Annotated in this window: 15 protein-coding genes; all 15 read left to right on the top strand. The window is 57.2% G+C overall.

The features are described from left to right. The first annotated feature begins 88 nt into the window (after nucleotides 1-88). The 15 genes from rfbF to BLU26_RS06635 are packed head-to-tail and all read left to right on the top strand — an operon-like array spanning nucleotide 89 to nucleotide 17,164. Nucleotides 89-859, top strand: a complete 771-nt coding sequence (gene rfbF / locus BLU26_RS06705) for a glucose-1-phosphate cytidylyltransferase (protein WP_092285046.1) — start codon at nucleotides 89-91, stop codon at nucleotides 857-859. Beyond that, a complete protein-coding gene (rfbG, locus tag BLU26_RS06700) occupies nucleotides 850-1,917 on the top strand; it encodes a CDP-glucose 4,6-dehydratase (RefSeq protein WP_092285044.1) in 1,068 nt (355 codons plus the stop codon). The genes rfbF and rfbG overlap by 10 nt, the downstream gene beginning before the upstream one ends. After that, nucleotides 1,914-3,236, top strand: coding sequence for a lipopolysaccharide biosynthesis protein RfbH (gene rfbH, locus BLU26_RS06695; RefSeq protein ID WP_092285042.1), 1,323 nt, complete (start codon nucleotides 1,914-1,916; stop codon nucleotides 3,234-3,236). The genes rfbG and rfbH overlap by 4 nt, the downstream gene beginning before the upstream one ends. Continuing rightward, complete coding sequence (locus BLU26_RS06690) at nucleotides 3,236-3,931, top strand: sugar phosphate nucleotidyltransferase (RefSeq protein WP_092285040.1); 696 nt, start codon at nucleotides 3,236-3,238, stop codon at nucleotides 3,929-3,931. The genes rfbH and BLU26_RS06690 overlap by 1 nt, the downstream gene beginning before the upstream one ends. Continuing rightward, nucleotides 3,928-5,292, top strand: a complete 1,365-nt coding sequence (locus tag BLU26_RS06685; RefSeq protein ID WP_092285038.1) for a GHMP family kinase ATP-binding protein — start codon at nucleotides 3,928-3,930, stop codon at nucleotides 5,290-5,292. Before BLU26_RS06690 ends, BLU26_RS06685 begins: the two co-directional genes overlap by 4 nt. Continuing rightward, a complete protein-coding gene (locus tag BLU26_RS06680) occupies nucleotides 5,289-7,184 on the top strand; it encodes an N-acetylneuraminate synthase family protein (protein ID WP_092285036.1) in 1,896 nt (631 codons plus the stop codon). Before BLU26_RS06685 ends, BLU26_RS06680 begins: the two co-directional genes overlap by 4 nt. A 10-nt stretch (nucleotides 7,185-7,194) precedes the next feature. Beyond that, a complete protein-coding gene (locus BLU26_RS06675) occupies nucleotides 7,195-8,373 on the top strand; it encodes an FkbM family methyltransferase (RefSeq protein ID WP_157719319.1) in 1,179 nt (392 codons plus the stop codon). A 20-nt stretch (nucleotides 8,374-8,393) separates the two neighbouring features. Next, the gene (locus BLU26_RS06670) at nucleotides 8,394-10,181 is read left to right on the top strand and encodes a thiamine pyrophosphate-binding protein (protein ID WP_092288391.1); all 1,788 of its coding nucleotides are present in this window, start codon (nucleotides 8,394-8,396) and stop codon (nucleotides 10,179-10,181) included. Nucleotide 10,182: 1 nt separating this feature from the next. After that, nucleotides 10,183-11,070, top strand: coding sequence for a sugar phosphate isomerase/epimerase family protein (locus BLU26_RS06665; protein ID WP_092285032.1), 888 nt, complete (start codon nucleotides 10,183-10,185; stop codon nucleotides 11,068-11,070). Continuing rightward, nucleotides 11,067-12,128 (top strand): Gfo/Idh/MocA family protein, encoded by a 1,062-nt coding sequence (locus BLU26_RS06660; RefSeq protein WP_092285030.1) that lies wholly within the window; start codon nucleotides 11,067-11,069, stop codon nucleotides 12,126-12,128. Before BLU26_RS06665 ends, BLU26_RS06660 begins: the two co-directional genes overlap by 4 nt. After that, nucleotides 12,115-12,945 (top strand): SDR family oxidoreductase, encoded by an 831-nt coding sequence (locus BLU26_RS06655; protein WP_092285028.1) that lies wholly within the window; start codon nucleotides 12,115-12,117, stop codon nucleotides 12,943-12,945. Before BLU26_RS06660 ends, BLU26_RS06655 begins: the two co-directional genes overlap by 14 nt. After that, nucleotides 12,939-13,808 carry a class I SAM-dependent methyltransferase gene (locus BLU26_RS06650; protein WP_092285026.1) on the top strand — a complete coding sequence of 290 codons (870 nt, stop codon included), beginning with the start codon at nucleotides 12,939-12,941 and terminating at the stop codon, nucleotides 13,806-13,808. Before BLU26_RS06655 ends, BLU26_RS06650 begins: the two co-directional genes overlap by 7 nt. Before the next feature lies 1 nt (nucleotide 13,809). Further along, the gene (locus tag BLU26_RS06645) at nucleotides 13,810-14,874 is read left to right on the top strand and encodes an NAD-dependent epimerase/dehydratase family protein (protein WP_092285024.1); all 1,065 of its coding nucleotides are present in this window, start codon (nucleotides 13,810-13,812) and stop codon (nucleotides 14,872-14,874) included. Between the two features lie 14 nt (nucleotides 14,875-14,888). Then, entirely contained in the window at nucleotides 14,889-15,845 is a 957-nt protein-coding gene (locus BLU26_RS06640) for an FkbM family methyltransferase (protein WP_092285022.1), read from the top strand. Further along, entirely contained in the window at nucleotides 15,845-17,164 is a 1,320-nt protein-coding gene (locus BLU26_RS06635; RefSeq protein WP_157719317.1) for a polysaccharide pyruvyl transferase family protein, read from the top strand. The genes BLU26_RS06640 and BLU26_RS06635 overlap by 1 nt, the downstream gene beginning before the upstream one ends. Nucleotides 17,165-17,267: the final 103 nt, after the last annotated feature.

The raw sequence follows: 17,267 nt of genomic DNA, 5'->3' as shown, positions 1-17,267 counted from the left end.
TTTTGCTGTAGGTTGGCGTATGGCGACATATAAGTGGGTTTGCGACAGAATGTTGGCGACCCGTAGCCTCGAGACAAGGATTAAAACAATGAAGGCAGTCATTCTGGCGGGTGGTCTGGGAACCAGGATCAGCGAAGAGTCGCACCTCAAGCCAAAACCCATGGTAGAGGTAGGCGGTAAGCCGATCATTTGGCACATCATGAAGATCTACCAGCATTATGGGATTACTGACTTTGTGATTTGCCTCGGTTACAAGGGTTACGTTATCAAGGAATATTTCGCCAATTACTTTCTCCACATGTCGGATGTCACCTTCGATATGGTCGAGAATCGCATGCATATTCACCAGCAGCATGCAGAACCATGGCGGGTAACCCTGGTGGATACCGGGGAAATGTCCAGCACCGGCGGCCGCCTGAAGAGGGTGCGAGAGTACCTTGGTGACGACACCTTCTGCTTTACCTACGGTGATGGTGTTTCCAATATCAATCTACCCGAGCTTATCGCTTTCCATCGTGACCACGGCAAGCTTGCAACCGTAACTGCGGTGCAGCCGCCGGGGCGCTTCGGTGCCCTCGATATCCAGGGGCATCAGGTTGCTGGGTTCAAGGAGAAGCCGCTGGGCGATGGTGGCTGGATCAATGGCGGCTTTTTTGTACTTGAGCCGGCGGCTCTCGACTACATCGAGGGCGACGACACAACCTGGGAATTTGAACCCATGACCCGGCTGGCCGCCGACGGCGAGTTAATGTGTCATTTTCATCGCGGATTCTGGCAACCCATGGATACGCTGCGAGACCGCAATTTTCTCGAAGAGCGTTGGGCCAGCGGGCAGGCGGAGTGGCGCCTGTGGGAGTGAATGCGGCTTTCTGGTCTGGTCGGCGGGTACTGCTGACCGGGCATACGGGTTTCAAGGGCGGGTGGCTGAGCGTTTGGCTGCAAAGCCTCGGGGCGCAGGTGTATGGCATTGCCTTGGCGCCCGATAGTGAACCTTCCCTCTGGCAAGCCACCGGTTTGGCGGATCGCGTTGACGGCAGCATTACCGACCTGCGCGACCAGCAGGCATTGTCTGATCGGGTATTGGCCTTTGCTCCGGAGGTGGTTTTTCACCTTGCCGCGCAACCGCTAGTGCGCGCGTCTTACCGCGACCCTGTAGAAACCTATGCCACCAACGTAATGGGTACGGTGAATCTGCTGGATGCCTTGCGTCGTTGCGCGTCGGTCGAGGCCATCGTGGTGATAACTACCGATAAGTGCTACGAGAACCGGGAATGGCACTGGCCGTACAGAGAAACTGATCGCTTAGGTGGGTTCGACCCCTATAGCAACTCAAAAGCCTGTGCGGAGTTGGTATGCGCAAGCTTTCGGGATGCCTTCTTCAAACCGGCTGGCGTTGCGCTGGCAACGGCACGTGCGGGCAATGTCATCGGCGGGGGCGATTGGGCGCGCGAGCGGTTGGTTCCCGATGTCCTGAGGGCCTGGGACGCTGGTGAAGAGCTGAGCTTGCGCTATCCCAACGCCACCAGGCCATGGCAACACGTGCTGGACCCGCTGAACGGATACCTGCTGCTGGCCGAACATCTGCTGAAAGCTTCGCCTGGCGACGCCACAGCGTGGAATTTCGGGCCTGATAGCAGTGGCGTCGCCAGCGTAGCGGAAGTCGTGGCGCGCATGGCCTCGTATTGGCGTGATGGCGCCGCTCGCTGGTGTTCTGCCACAGACCCTCAGCCGCACGAGGCTGGACTGCTGGCGCTGGACTCCTCGCGCGCGCGGCAACTATTGGGCTGGCAACCGCGCTGGACTCTGGATGTTGCCCTAAAGCAAACCTTGGCTTGGCATCAGGCTTGGCGCAGTGGTGATGACACCCATGCGCTCTGCCTGCAGCAGATAGCACTTCATCAGGGCGAGTCGATATGAGTGAGGCCCGCAAGCAGGAGTTGCGCGAGGAGATAGCTCGCAAGGTCAAGGAGTACGCTGAACTCAGCTTGGCCCCGAGACCCTTTGTACCGGGTGATTCTGTGGTGCCGCCGTCGGGCAAGGTGATTGGCGCTGCCGAACTGCAATTGATGACAGACGCTGCGCTTGATGGCTGGCTGACTACCGGTCGGTTCAACGAAGCCTTTGAAAAGCGCCTGGCAAAGTACCTCGGGCGGCGCAACGTGCTGACCACCAACTCAGGCTCATCGGCAAATCTTCTGGCATTCTCGGCGTTGACCTCGCCTCGGCTGGGTGATCGCGCCATCGCGCCCGGCGATGAGGTTATTGCCGTGGCAGCAGGCTTTCCGACCACCGTTAATCCGATCATCCAGTGTGGCGCAATACCTGTCTTTGTGGATGTAGATCTGGCTACCTGCAACATAGACCCGACGCTGATCGAAGCGGCGATCACGCCGAAAACCAAGGCGGTGATGCTGGCGCACACCCTGGGCAACCCGTTTGATCTTGGCGTTGTACGCGCGCTCTGCGACAAGTATGGGCTGTGGTTGGTAGAAGACTGCTGCGATGCGCTGGGCGCCACCTATGACGGCAAAATGGTCGGTTCTTTCGGTGACATTGGTACCCTCAGTTTTTACCCGGCGCATCACATCACCATGGGTGAGGGTGGGGCCGTGTTTACCGACAAGCCGTTGTTGAAACGCATCATGGAGTCGTTCCGTGACTGGGGGCGTGACTGTTATTGCCCGCCGGGTGAAGACAATACCTGCGGCAAACGTTTTGACTGGCAACTCGGTAGCCTGCCGGAAGGGTACGACCACAAATATATCTATGCGCATCTGGGTTACAACCTGAAGATCACGGATATGCAGGCGGCCTGTGCGCTCGCGCAAATGGATCGACTGGACGATTTTATTGCTGCCAGAAAAGCCAACTTCAACTGGTTACACGCCCGTCTTGCTGCCGCGAGCGACTACCTTATTCTGCCGGAAGCGACACCCAACAGCGATCCGTCCTGGTTTGGTTTTCCGCTGACGCTGCGTGACGGCGAACGCCATAGGCGAGTTGACCTATTGCGCTTTCTGGATTCCCAGGGCGTCGGCACACGTTTGCTGTTTGCCGGCAATCTGGTGCGTCAGCCCTACATGCAGGGCCGCGAGTTCCGCATTTCCGGCGCCTTGCCAGTGACCGAGAAAGTCATGAGGGACACCTTCTGGGTTGGTGTCTGGCCGGGATTGGGCGAAGAACACCTGGAACACATCGCCGCGAGTATCGAGTCCTTTTTTGCGAGGATTGCCTGATGCGTGCCTACGTGCTGTGTGGCGGCCTGGGGACGCGTTTGCGTGAGGTCACCAAGGGGGGGCAGAAAGCTGTGGTGGACGTGCACGGCGAGCCCTTCCTGTTGCTGTTATTGAGACAGCTCAAGACCGCTGGCATAGGGCATGTGGTGCTCTGCGCCGGGTACCGTGCTGATCAGCTGGAGACAATGCTCGCAGACCTGTCGCAAGGCGCTGGGTTGTCACTGGACCTGGTCATCGAGCCGCATCCGCTGGGGACGGGCGGGGCGCTGCTCAATGCCCTGCAGCAGCATCCTGCAGATGCGCCCTATCTGGTGCTCAATGCCGACACCTATCTCGCCCATGATGCCTTCCGGCTGCGCAGCGATGGCGTCGACAGTGTGATACTGGGGGTGGCAGTGGCCGATCGTGCGCGCTACGGCAGTCTGCGGGTAGCGGATGATGGTCACGTGCTCGAGTTGCTGGAAAAAGGCGAGACCGGTCCGGGATTGGTCAATGCCGGAGTGTATTGTTTTACCCCTGCAGCAATGGCCGGTGAGCAACCGCGGCCCTGTTCGATGGAGCTGGACCTGTTACCGTCACTGATAGCGCGCTGCGCGCTGCGCGTTGTTACCTACGCTGGGTCTTTTGTCGATATTGGCACCCCTGACGCACTTGCCGCCTTCAAAGCCTCCTCGGATGGGAGTGCGCAACAATGAGCCGGTTACTGGATATGCTCACGGTTCGGGTGGATGAGACGATTCTTGATGCGGTGAAGTGCATCGAGTCGGGAGACCTGCAGATTGCCTTTGTCGTCGAGGCGCAAGAGCGGCTGGTAGGCGTCGTCACCAACGGTGACGTACGGCGGTACCTACTGCAGGGCGGTGACACCAAGCTGCCGGTCACTGCTTGCATGAATCGGAACTTCCGCGCGGTTGAGCTCGGCGCCACGCGTGAGCAGTTGTTGAAAACCTTCGATCTTGGCTACAACGCGCTGCCGGGGTTGGATGTCAACGGGCGTCTCTGCGAGATTTATACACGGCAAATGACGGCCAGCCCGGAAGTGCCGGTGCTGGCGCGCGCGCGCGCCCCGGTGCGAATGAGTTTTTGTGGCGGTGGGGCGGACCTGACCTACTTCTTTGTTGATCATCCTGCCGCCGTGCTGAGTTGCACGGTAGGGCTTTACGCGCACGCGACATTGGTACCGCGCGATGACGCCAGTGTGCATATTTACTCCGAGGATATTGCGCACGAAGAGCATTACCCAAGTTTGTCGCAATTGCTGATCAGTGAGCACAAGAGCTTGCTGGCGACTATTGTTTCGGTCATTCGGCCTGCCTATGGTTTTGATCTCTACTTGCGGTCTGATTTTTCCGTGGGTTCCGGTCTGGGTGGCTCCTCGGCGGCAACCACGGCGATCATCGCCGCCTTCAATGAGCTGCGGCAGGATCGGTGGAATACCTATGAAATAGCCGAACTGGCCTTTCAGGCAGAGCGACTGTGTTTTGGCATTGCCGGTGGCTGGCAGGATCAGTACGCGTCTGCGTTCGGCGGCTTCAATCTGATCGAGTTCGAGAACCAGCGTAACCTGGTGCACCCCATACGCCTTGAAGATGCGGCCCGGTTCGAGCTGGAGGCCTGCCTGGTGCTTTGCGACACGGGCGCGCTGCATGACTCGGGACAATTGCACGAAATGCAGCGCCAGGAAATGGAGGCGGAGCTGTCGCAGACCGATCTACTGCGCGAAAGCGTGACGCTGTGTCGGCGAATGCACCGTCACCTGATTCGCTGCGAGCTGCATGATTTTGGCCTATGCCTGCATGAAGCCTGGATGCTTAAAAAGCAGTTTTCCTCCGCCGTTAGCGACGACAAGTTGGATGATATCTACGCCAAGGCACAGGCAGCAGGCGCACTCGGTGGCAAGTTGCTGGGGGCCGGGGCCGGCGGCTTTTTCCTGTTCTATGTACAGCCCCAACATCGTCAGGCAGTCGTTCGTGCCATGCATGAGATAGGCTGCTCGACAACCAATTTTCGATTTGAATCCAGTGGCGTGACCTCATGGCGGACAAAAATACAATGACTGGCGCAAGCATGGATATCGGTGGGTTTTCCGTCGGCGGAGAGCGGGTATTCGTTATTGCTGAGGTAGGCAACAATCACAATGGCTCGCTCGATCTCGCCAAAAAATTGGTTGATGCTGCCATCGCGGTGGGTGCCGACTGCGTCAAGTTTCAGCTGCGCAACCGCGCCGCACTCTACCGTAGCAAGGCGGATGGCTCACGTGCCGAAGACCTGGGTGTGGAATACATTCAGGACCTGCTGGACAAGGTCGAGTTGACACTGGCAGAGCACAGGGAGTTGCGCGACTACTGTTCAAGCCAGGATATTCTTTATCTCTGCACGCCTTGGGATGAGGCCAGTGTTGATGCGCTGGCCGACTTCGACCTGCCCGCGGTCAAACTGGCTTCGGCAGATTTGTGCAATCCCTACCTGATTGCAAAGGCAGCGACCTTGGGCAAGCCGATGATTCTCTCCACGGGTATGTCATACGAGCATGAGGTGGTGGCTGCGATTGAGCAATTGCGAGCCTTGCAGGTGCCTTTTGCCTTGCTGCATTGCAATAGTGCCTATCCGGCGCCTGAGACGGATATTCAGCTCGGTTACATTGCTCGCTTGCGTGAACTGCACGGTTTGGTTGGCTATTCGGGGCATGAGCGAGGCATTGCCATTTCACTTGCCGCGGTCGCATTGGGTGCCAAGTTGCTTGAGCGACACATCACGCTGGATCGGAATATGGAAGGGCCGGACCACCTGGCAAGCCTTGAGCCAACCGAGTTCAAGCAATTGGTAGATGGCGTTCGACAACTGGAAAAGGCGCTGCCCTGCGCAGGCATGCAACGTCAGGTGAGTCAGGGAGAGCTGCTTAACCGCGAGAATCTCGGCAAGAGCGTGATAGCCGCCACCAAGATCAACGCAGGGGAAGTGTTCACGCAGGACAAGCTGCGGATTGCCAGCCCCGGTCAGGGATTGCCTCCCTACCGTCTGGCAGACCTGCTGGGACGTGCTGCTTGCCGTGATATTGAACAGGGCGACTTCCTGTTCGAGAGTGATATTGCCGGTGCAGGGCAGGAACAGTTGGCGTTTGACTTGCCGATACGCTGGGGCGTGCCAGTGCGCTACCACGATTTTTTGCAGTATCACGCGCGTATCTCACCCGATTTGTTTGAGTTTCACCTCTCGTATCGCGACTTGTCGGTCGACCCTGAACCCTATCTCGACATGGTTAACTGCAATCGGTTGGTCGTGCATGCGCCTGAACTATTCGAGAATAGTGAGCTGCTTGATCTGGTTGCCGAGGATGAAGCCTATCGGCAGCGCTCCATCGTCAACCTGCAGCGGGTGGTGGATGCGACTCAGCGTATTGCCGCTTTTTTCCCGCAGGCAGATGCGCAGCTGATTGTGGCCAACGTGGGTGGCTTTTCGGCTGACGCGCCGCTGCCCGTGGAGCAGCGCGAGGCGCTTTACGCGCGCTTTCGCAACTCGTGCGCGCAGATTGACTTTGGCTCCACCGAGCTAATTCCGCAGAACATGGCGCCGTTCCCCTGGCACTTTGGTGGCCAACGCCACCAGAACATCTTCATGATGCCCGAGGAGCTGGCGCAGAAGGCTGAGGCTTTTGGCTTGCGGTTGTGCCTGGATCTATCTCATCTGCAGATGACGTGTTTTCACTTTGGCTTGGATTTTCAGCAGGCATTGCGTCGCTTGCTACCCCTTTCCGCGCATCTGCATGTGGCCGATGCCAAAGGCACCAACGGCGAAGGCGTACTGATGGGCACAGGTGATGTGGACTGGCCGGCCACCTGGGCGCAAGTCAAAGCCAGCGATGCCAGTTTTATCCCAGAAGTCTGGCAGGGGCACAAAGATCATGGGGCTGGGTTCTGGTCCGCATTGGCGTATTTGCAATCACTTTGAGATGCATACCATGAATACAGAAGACCTTACCCAGCGACTGGAACGCTTGCTTAGCGAACCTCTGCAATCGGTTCGTGAGCGTCAAGCCGGTACGCTTGACCAACGCATTGGCGGGCTTGATCGTCCCTTCGTCCTGTTTGGCGCAAGTCAGCTTGGCCGCAAGGCCTTGGCAGTCCTGAAGGAGCTGGGCTTCGTTCCCTGCGCCTTCTTGGATAACAATCCGGCGCTCTGGGGGACTCAGATTGACTCTGTTCTGGTGCTCAGCCCAGCTAAGCTGGCGGAGACATGGGAAGGCGCCTTGCCGTCAGTCATCTGCACCATCTGGAGCGGCCACATCCATGATTGCATGTCAGACCGGCTTCAGCCCTTGGTCGAGTTGGGCTTCGAGCGTATAGCTTTATTTGGACATCTGGCGTGGCGCTTTCCGCAATACCTGCTTCCGCATTACTGCATGGATCTACCAGAGAATGTGCTGCCGGAAGCTGGAGCAATCAGGAAGGCATTTGCTTTGCTCGCGGACGAGACGTCGCGCAAGCTGTACGTCGATCATGTCGAATGGCGGCTGCATCTGGATCATGATCTGCTACCCGTATCCTCCCCGCTGCAGATTTATTTTGATGCTCATTTCAGTACTAACTATGCGGCAGAAGTGGTTTTTGATCTGGGTGCATTCAATGGCGATACATTGGAAAGTTACCTGGCCAGCGGTCGGGACTTTCTGGAGTACCACTGCTTTGAGCCAGTTACGCAGAATTTTGCGCAACTTCAGGCGTGTGTGCAGCGAGTTGATGATGTCCGCGTGCAGACTCACCGATTAGCGATTGGCGAAGGCTTTGGTGATGTATTGATAGAGGCGGCCAACGGGCCATCATCGCGGGTAGGTATGGGCGATGAGCTGGTTCCCATGACAACACTTGACGAGCTATCAGCCAGAGGTTTACTGCCGACGTTTATCAAGATAGACATCGAAGGCCTTGAGCCTCAATGCCTTGCCGGCGGAAGAGCAATGATCACCGAGCACGAACCGGTGATCGCGGTCAGCGTCTATCACGAACAAAGCCACCTGTGGCAAATCCTGCTGCAGCTGCACAGTTACTCTAAAAACTATCGGTATAGCCTTGGTCCCCACGTTAGCGATGGCTGGGATCTTGTGCTGTATGCCGTGCCTGAACATCGCCTTCCAACTTGATTCGAGCTGTGAGTAAAGCCATGCGTGTTGCCGATTATATTTTTGAGTTCATTGCTAAACAGGGTGTAAAGCATATTTTCTTTCTGCCTGGCGGTGGTGCGATGCATTTGAACAACGCGCTTTACCGTCAGACTCGTCTGACCCCGGTCAGCATGTTGCACGAGCAAGGCGCAGCGATAGCCGCAGAAGGCTATGCGCGCACCTCGGGTGGTATTGGCGTATGCCTGGTGACCTCCGGCCCCGGAGCTACCAATGCCCTGACGGGGCTGGCAGGAGCCTGGTTCGAATCGACCCCGACGCTTTTCGTTTCAGGCCAGGTAAAGCGTGCGGATCTGAAAGGCGATAGCGGCTTGCGCCAACTGGGTACTCAGGAGCTGGATATCGTCAGTGTGGCTGGGCCCCTGACCAAATATGCGGTATGCCTGCTGGATCCGTTGCGCGTTCGCTATGAACTGGAGAAAGCCCTGCATCTGATGCTCAGTGGACGCAAGGGCCCGGCGTGGATTGACGTGCCGCTGGATGTGCAGGCAACCGAGATAGATCCGCAGCAGCTGGAAGGCTTCATCCCGGATGAGGCTGAGCTGCTGCTACCGGATGAAGCGGCACTGGCACGGATGATGGATCGGTTGCGGTCCGCGCAGCGTCCGGTACTGCTGGTTGGCAATGGCGTGCACGCAGCTGGGGCAGAGGCAGAGCTGCGGCAACTTATTGAAAGCTTGCGTATCCCGACCCTGACGACCTGGATTGGCGCTGATCTGTTGGAACATGATCATCCCCTTTACGCGGGCCGCTGTGGTACGGTCGCGCCGCGTGGCCCCAACTTCTCGGTGCAAAATGCGGATCTGGTGCTGGCCATTGGCTGCCGAATGGATTTCTCCATTACCGGCTTTAACCGCAAACACTTCGCCCGCGAGGCCGGGATCGTGGTGGTTGATGTGGATCCAGCCGAGATAGCCAAGCTGGGTGATATGCCGGACGAAAGCTTTGTGTGCGATGCCAAGGACTTTGTTCAGCAGTTACACCGGATTAGCGCTGGAACTCAGCTGGAGTGTGACGCGTGGCGTTCGCGCTGCGCGCAATGGAAGGCGGCTTATCCTGTTGTGCTGGAGGAGTATCGCAAGCCGAGTAACTACGTTAATACCTACGTGTTTACCGAGGTGCTTTCCGAGCTGCTGGCGGAGGGCGATCAGATTATTCCCGGTAGTTCGGGTGCGGCGCTGGATACCTTCTGGTTGGCGCTGCGCCTTAAACGCGGCCAGCGAGCGGTTGCCACCGGTGGTCTTGGCTCCATGGGTTACGGGTTGCCTGCCTCCATTGGCGGGTGCCTGGGCAGCGGCAGCCGCCGCACGGTCTCCATTGATGGCGATGGCGGCTTTGTGATGAATATTCAAGAGTTGGAAGTGGTTCGGCGCCTGCAGCTGCCAATCAAGTATTTTGTGCTCAACAACAACGGTTATGCATCAATTCGCGCATCCCAGGGCGGCTATTTCAAGCAGACAATTGGCTGTGACCCAACGTCCGGCCTGACGCTGCCGGACATTTCGGCTTTGGCCGCGGCCTTTGGTCTGCCCGTCTTACGGGTCGATGGCACTGGCGACCTGCGCGCTACCATTGAGCAGGCGCTGGCGCATGAGGGGCCGGTGGTGTGTGAGGTGATGGTCGAGCCGGATCAGGCAATTGGCCCGCGCATAACCTCGCGCATCGGACAGAACGGCGCCATGGTTTCCAGTCCGCTGGAGGATCTCTTTCCCTTCCTGGAGCGCGATGAACTGCGCGCCAATATGCTTATTCCGTTGGTGGAGGAGTGATATGGCTGACTTTCTGACTGCCTACGCCGATGGCGGCCTGTATACCATGCAGGGGAGGCTCAGCGCGCCAGAAGAAGGGCGCTTTCAGTCCTTTCCTCGTCATCATTGGCGCCTGGAAATAGAACGTGCAGCGCAAATTGGGCTGCGCGGTATCGAATGGATTTACGACCTCTACGGCGAGGGCGAAAACCCGCTAGAAACTGAAGACGGCCGCCAAGAGCTAACCCGCTTGCTGGGTGAGCATGGTATTGCCGTGGTATCGGTTTGTGCCGACTATTTTATGGACCGCCCGCTGTTGCGCACCGACGCTGCAGAGCGTGCTGCTTTGCTCGCGCGTCTGGAGTGGCTGCTTGCTGTGTGTGGCGAACTCGGCATAGGGCGCGTGGTTTTACCCTTCGTCGATGCCTCAAGTATTCGCAGTGAAGCTGAGCGAGCTGAGGTGATTGAAGCATTGCGTCAGGTGTTGCCTAGCGCCGAACGGCATGCGGTAGAACTGCACCTTGAAACCGACCTTGCCCCTGATGCTTTTCAACGACTGCTTTCGGCGCTTGAGCATCCTCTGGTCCGCGTCAACTATGACGCGGGCAACAGCGCCTCGCTGGGGTATTTGCCTGCAGATGAGTTTGCCGCCTATGGGCCGCGGGTCGGCAGTGTTCATATCAAGGACCGTCAGCGTGGTGCGAGCACCGTTGAGCTGGGCCGGGGTGACACCGATTTTTGTAGCCTGCGCGAGCAATTGATCAAGTATGACTACCGTGGTGACTTCGTGCTGCAGGTCGCGCGCGGTGAGCCAGGGGACGAGCCGCGCTGGCTCGCGGAAATGGCCAGCCTGGCAGCGCAATGGCTGCGCGGCTGTGCCCTGAACGACGACAAGAGAGCGCTATCGTGAAGATTCTGTTTTGTGGGCTGGGTGGTATCGGTCAGCGCCACCTGCGCAACCTGCGCCTGTTGCTGGGTGACACGCTGGAGGTGCACGCCTATCGTGTACGCGGTCAGCGCATCAAGCTGCTGGATAACCTGACAGTCGATGAGGGAGCGGATCTGGAAAAGGATTACGCCATCCAGGTACACCACGAGCTAGCAGATGCTCTCGCGCAGCAGCCTGAGGCGGTTTTTATCTGCAACCCTAACGCGCTGCATGTACCTGTGGCATTGGAATGCGCGCGCGCCGGCGTTCCGATATTCATGGAAAAGCCGTTAGCAAGCGATATGAACGGTCTGGATGAACTGCTGGCCGAGGTTCAGAAGCGCGAGTTGCTGTTCCATGTCGGTTATAACTTCCGCTTTCATCCTGGCTTACAGCGGCTCAAGGCCTTGCTTGACGACGGCTTTTTTGGACGGCTCGTCAGCGTACGCTCAGAGATTGGCGAGTATCTGCCCAATTGGCATCGCTACGAAGATTACCGGCAGATGTATGCTGCGCGCGCTGATCAGGGCGGCGGGGTGATCCTGTCTCAGATCCATGAGATGGACCTGATTTATTGGTATTTCGGCTTGCCCCGCAGCCTGTCGACCCATGGCGGGCATTTGAGTGGCCTGGAGATTGATGTTGAGGACAGTGCCTCTTCTTTGATGCGATTCGATGGGGAGCGTGGTTGTTTTCCCTTACTGCTGCATCAGGATTTTGTGCAGCGTCCTCCGTCGCGCAAGTTCAGGATAGTGGGCGATGCCGGCTGTGCAGAAATGGATCTGATTGCCAATCGCTTGTATGTCTATGACGAGGCGGGAGAGTTGTGCGAGCAGAATGACTTTGCCGACTTCAACCGCAACGACATGTTCCTGGCACAGGCCCGGCACTTCCTTGAGTGTTTGGCTAACGGGAGCAAGCCGGTAGTCGATCTGGTCGATGGCATGCAAAGTTTGCGTATGGCCTTGGCAGCGCGGCGCTCTCTGCGTGAGGGATGTGAGGTGCAGTTGAGTGAGGTGAGCATTCATGGCCAGCGTTGAAACGCTATTTCGCCTGGATGGCCGGGTCGCGGTGGTTACCGGCGGCGCAGGATTGCTGGGTTATCAGCACGCAGCCACCATCGCGGCGCTAGGTGGCTTACCGGTACTGCTTGATATCAATGCGCAAGCACTTGCCGATAACGCCACCAGACTGGAGGCGGAAACAGGGTGCAAGGCGCTGACTCTGGTTGCAGATATCACTGATATCGACGCGCTGCGCGCAGCCTGGGAGCAGTTGCAGGCGCACCACGGGCGCGTAGACATCCTGATCAACAATGCGGCGCGTAATCCGAAGGTGGAGAACGCCAATGGGCAGGACTTTTCCCGTTTGGAGCACTTCCCCTGGGAGCAGTGGCGTCTGGATCTGGACGTGGGGCTGGGCGGTGCCTTCAATTGCGCCAAGGTCTTCGGTCAGCAAATGGCGAAGCAGGGACGCGGGGTAATTATCAATATTGCCTCTGACCTGGGCGTCATAGCGCCCGACCAACGCCTGTACCGTAAAGAAGGCGTTGAGCCGGATAATCAGCCGGTGAAACCGGTTACCTACTCAGTGGTCAAGCACGGGCTGATTGGCTTGACCAAGTATCTGGCGACTTACTGGTGCGAACAGGGCGTGCGCTGTAATGCGCTGTCACCGGGCGGTGTTCATGCGGGGCAGAACGACGTATTTGTGGCCAAGCTGGCGCAGCTTATCCCGTTGGGTCGCATGGCCAACGCCGATGAGTACCGTGGCGCCATTGCCTTTCTCTGTTCTGACGCCTCTTCTTACATGAACGGCTCCAATCTGGTAATTGATGGGGGGCGCAGCGCATGGTGAGTCGCGAACTCATTGCCCGTCACTGTATCTGCTGTAATAGCGACGACCTGAACAGATCTCCGGCAGTACTCATGCCCTTTGTCGCGCTACGTGTTTTTGGGCATGAGCCGGTGGAAATCACCGCGGAGTGGGGACTGCGTGATCTGCGACAAGGTATGGCCTATACCCTGTGTAGTTCGCTGCAATGTCAGAACTGTGGTGCTCTGTTTCTGGATTATCGCTTCACCGATGAGCAGATGGCGGCCCTTTACAGCAACTACCGTGATGACCTGTACAACGAGCAACGCATTCGGTTCGAGCCCGGGTACGCCACTGTAGTACGCCATTACCATCAACGGGCCGACTACTTGCGTGAAGTGGAGGCGTGGCTGGCGCCCTATCTGCCAGAGGCCCCGGCGGTACTGGACTTTGGTGGTGATAGCGGTATTAACAGCTTGTTTCGCGAACATAACCAACTGCTGCACATTCACGACATCTCGGGCGTGGAGCTTGTGCCAGGCGCGGAACGTGCGGATCTTGAGCGGATCAAGCAAAGCCACTATGACCTGGTGACCTGCAGCCAGGTGTTGGAGCATGTTCCTGATCCGCTGGACTTTGTTAAACAAATGCTACCGGCCTTGCGCGCCGATTCTCTGCTCTACCTTGAGGTCCCTCACGAAGCGTTGATGCGCGCTCATCCGGGTAGCTTGCAGTTGGCGACCCATAAACGTCATTGGCACGAACACGTGAACTTTTTCACTGAGTCAGCCCTGCATGCTCTGCTGGAGCGCGCTGGGTTGGTCGCCGTGAATGTTCTGCATCTGCCCGTCGACATAGGCTGGACCCAAGGCGAGGTAATGGGCTTGCTGGCGAGGAAGGCTTGATATGGCGTCTTCTATAGGGAGCGCACGCCGCCATCCTGTCATCGCAGAAGACGTGGAGCTGATTTTCTCTCGTTCGGAACAATGGCTAGGTTTCGCAGGTAGTCATGTGCTGATTGCCGGTGCAACCAGCTTTCTGGCCGCATACTTGATAGAGTTTTTTGCACTCCTTAGTGAGCGCTGGCCTGAGCGACCCGTCGTCATTCACGCTTTGGCACGAGATCGAAAAAAGCTGGAAGCGCGCTTTCCCCATTTAACCGGGCTGGACTGGTTTCGACCGATCATTCAGGACGTTTGCGATCCGCTACCGACGCTAGAACGCGTTGATTTTATCGTCCACGCTGCCGGTGCTGGGAGCCCGAAACACTACCTTGCCGATCCCGTCGGTACTGCGCGTGCCAACGTACTGGGTGTACTGAATCTGCTTGAACTTGCCCGGTCATGCAAATCTCGCTTGTTATTCATGAGTAGCGGTGCGGTCTACGGCCATGGTCAAAGCGATCAAGCGATCAATGAAACAGGTTTCGGCGCCCTCGATCCGCTGGATATCTCCGCGTGCTACGGGGAAAGCAAGCGAATGGCTGAGACGCTGTGCGCGGACTACCATCGCCAGCATGGGGTGGCTGCTGTTATCGCGCGCATTTCACATACCTATGGTCCAGGCATAGCGCTTGATGACGGCCGGTCTTTCGCAGACTTTATTGCAGATGCCATTGCGGGGCGGCGGATTGTCCTCAGCAGCGACGGCTCGGGTAGTAGGCCTTTCTGTTATGTGGCCGACGCTACTGCCGCTTTTCTGATGCTCTTGCTACGGGGCCAGGCGGGTGACGCCTACAATGTGGGTATGGATGAGGAAACAACCATACTTGAATTGGCTCGATTGATTGCACGTCTGTCACCTAACCCCGACCTTGAGGTGGTGTGCCAGGCCCCGACATCACAGCGGCAGGCGCTGTTCCGGGCGGGTGGGCACTTTGATCTCAAAAAAATAGAGCTATTGGGATGGCGGCCGACCACCCTACCTGAAGCAGGCTTTGAGCGAACCCTGCGTTACTTCACCCAGCATTGAACGGAAAATCCAATATGGAAACCACCCAGCAGAACCGCCTTGTCCTTGTCAGGGAGAAGTTTAAAAAAGGTGAAATCGACAAGTTCCAATACGCTGGTCACATCAACGATGAGCATGCGGGGTTATTCGATTACCCACAATTCCTGGCTGGCACGGATGTGGCTGAAATCCGGATTACTACTCAAGGCGTTGCGGTGAGCTCGGCATCCCATGGGATTGCAATGTTGCTTGATAATGTGGATCTACACGCGACACCCTACACGCTGCTGGATTTCGGAAGCTACGAGGCTGTTGAAACCCAGTTTCTCAAGTCCGTCTTCGCCGATGGTGATGTATTCCTCGATATTGGTGCAAACCTGGGTTGGTATTCTTTGGTTCTGGGACGAAATTGTCCTTCCTCAAGGATTTTCGCTTTCGAACCTATTCCATCGACTGTTGAGATCATGGAGAAAAACATCCGGCTCAATCATCTGGAGAACATCCAGGCAGTTTGCATGGGGGTTTTCAATAAGGTAGACGAACTGGATTTTCTCTTCGCTCCTGACGTGTCCGGCGCCACCTCACTGAAGTTGACTGGCCAAGATAGGGGCAGAACGTCAATTCAAAACGTAGCGTGTCAAACCACCACCATTGATGTCTTTTGCGCCGCCCACGATATAGTCCCGAGCTTGCTGAAGATTGATGTGGAGGGCGCTGAGCTGATGGTGGTCGAAGGTGCTCAGAAGACCTTGCACAGCACACCGATCATCTTGATGGAGCTGTTGCGCAAGTGGTCAAAGGCGTTCGGTTATCACCCCAATGATGTCTTTGCCTTGCTCGGCAATTACGGATACCAGGCATGGGTCTTTCGCGAGGATGGCAGACTGGAAGCCTGTCCCGTGGTAACCGAAGAGACGGTGCAAACCAACTACGTGTTCATGCACCCGCAAAAGCACGCCAAGGTTATTTCTGAATGGGAAGCACTCGTCTGATGAAGGCTCACACAATGGCCGCGCCAATGGCCATGAAATATGGTCTTATCACCAATGTAATGACATTTGGCCACCTCACGGCCGGCAGCCGAAGCAACCTTGGCGACGACATCCAGACCCACGCCGTCGAGCATCTATACGCTTTCATGGGTATTGAGCCCGACCAGGTTGTGCGGCTGAATCGCTACGAGTTCCAGGAGTATGACGGGCGACACGGCTACATCCTCATGCCAATGTGTGGTTACTTTACCCTGGGTAACGCGCAGAGCCCGCTGCCTTTATCGCCTTACATCATTCCGGTGTACTTCAGTTTTGGTCTCTCTAGTGATGTAGATGACCCCGCAGACCTGGATCATTTTCGTCGCCATGAGCCCATAGGGACTCGAGACGAACGGGTCATGCAGATGTTCCGCTCGCGCGGCGTGGCGGCCTTCCTTTCCGGCTGCCTGACTATCGCTTTTCCTCGCCGCGAGCGCGCCCCGGCAAAGGGTAAGGTGTTTCTTGTGGATGTACCTGAGGAGGTACTGGAACATATACCGCGGGAGCTTCTCGACAACGCGGAGCATCTGACACACGTATATCCATACGAACGCATTCCCTCGGATCAGCAGGAGGCTGATCGTCTGGACGCCCTGGCGCGTGAGCTTTGCAGGCGCTATGCCGACGAGGGCGCTCTGGTCGTGACCAGTCGTCTGCATTGCGCTGCGCCTTGTATCGCGATGGGGGTTCCGACCGTCGTTGTGGCTCACAATATCAGCGACCGATTCGCCTGGCTGGATCGATATGTGAAGATTCACACGCGTGAAACCTTTGGTCAGATTGACTGGAATCCCAGCGTTCCCGATCTTGAGGAAACCAAGCGGATGATACTTGGCGCGGCTGCCAAACAGGTCGCGCGAGCGCGTGAGCGCTGGGCGCCGTGGGCCGAGATCAGTGCATTCTACGAAAGCCGTGAGCCGAGCCATTACAACCACATGATGACGCAAGCATTGGAGCAGCTGATACCTCCGGGTAGAGCTCCATTGCGCTTTGCTTTTTGGGGTGCCAATACCCATGGTGTGCGTCTGAGTCGCGCCCTTGCACAGTTGAGGCCAGGCAGCGAGTTGGTTGCGGTTGTTGATGAATATCTGCAGGCGGAGCGTTTCTGCGCTGTGCCGGTAGTGCGCTCGGACGCGCTGGAAAGGCTACGGCGTGAAGGCGTATACGTTTTCATCTCGACCTACGCCGGGCGTGAATATGCGGAGTCGCATTTAAGGGAGGCGGGAGTCGAGCACGGCTGCCTGTTCCATGACTTGCTGACGTTTCATGCGCTCTCGTGAGCATCCCGCCGATATGGAATGCTTTCTTGAATGGTGTGGATGCGTATTTGGTTGAAGGCATTCGGCTCGTGGCGACGTCACTTGCAGGGATGCCTTTCCAGGG

Origin of the sequence: Halopseudomonas sabulinigri (assembly GCF_900105255.1) — a bacterium.
Lineage (GTDB): Bacteria > Pseudomonadota > Gammaproteobacteria > Pseudomonadales > Pseudomonadaceae > Halopseudomonas > Halopseudomonas sabulinigri.
Note: the sequence above shows the minus strand (reverse complement) of the source record. Positions and strands in the feature narration are given on the sequence as shown.

Excerpts from the sequence above, each read along its gene's own strand:
- BLU26_RS06680 (WP_092285036.1), top strand. The coding sequence starts at position 5,289 with ATGACTGGCGCAAGCATGGATATCGGTGGGTTTTCCGTCGGCGGAGAG.
- BLU26_RS06645 (WP_092285024.1), top strand. The coding sequence starts at position 13,810 with ATGGCGTCTTCTATAGGGAGCGCACGCCGCCATCCTGTCATCGCAGAA.
- rfbF (WP_092285046.1), top strand. The coding sequence starts at position 89 with ATGAAGGCAGTCATTCTGGCGGGTGGTCTGGGAACCAGGATCAGCGAA.
- BLU26_RS06635 (WP_157719317.1), top strand. The coding sequence starts at position 15,845 with ATGAAGGCTCACACAATGGCCGCGCCAATGGCCATGAAATATGGTCTT.
- BLU26_RS06655 (WP_092285028.1), top strand. The coding sequence starts at position 12,115 with ATGGCCAGCGTTGAAACGCTATTTCGCCTGGATGGCCGGGTCGCGGTG.
- rfbH (WP_092285042.1), top strand. The coding sequence starts at position 1,914 with ATGAGTGAGGCCCGCAAGCAGGAGTTGCGCGAGGAGATAGCTCGCAAG.
- BLU26_RS06685 (WP_092285038.1), top strand. The coding sequence starts at position 3,928 with ATGAGCCGGTTACTGGATATGCTCACGGTTCGGGTGGATGAGACGATT.
- BLU26_RS06640 (WP_092285022.1), top strand. The coding sequence starts at position 14,889 with ATGGAAACCACCCAGCAGAACCGCCTTGTCCTTGTCAGGGAGAAGTTT.
- BLU26_RS06670 (WP_092288391.1), top strand. The coding sequence starts at position 8,394 with ATGCGTGTTGCCGATTATATTTTTGAGTTCATTGCTAAACAGGGTGTA.
- BLU26_RS06690 (WP_092285040.1), top strand. The coding sequence starts at position 3,236 with ATGCGTGCCTACGTGCTGTGTGGCGGCCTGGGGACGCGTTTGCGTGAG.
- BLU26_RS06650 (WP_092285026.1), top strand. The coding sequence starts at position 12,939 with ATGGTGAGTCGCGAACTCATTGCCCGTCACTGTATCTGCTGTAATAGC.
- BLU26_RS06675 (WP_157719319.1), top strand. The coding sequence starts at position 7,195 with ATGAATACAGAAGACCTTACCCAGCGACTGGAACGCTTGCTTAGCGAA.
- BLU26_RS06665 (WP_092285032.1), top strand. The coding sequence starts at position 10,183 with ATGGCTGACTTTCTGACTGCCTACGCCGATGGCGGCCTGTATACCATG.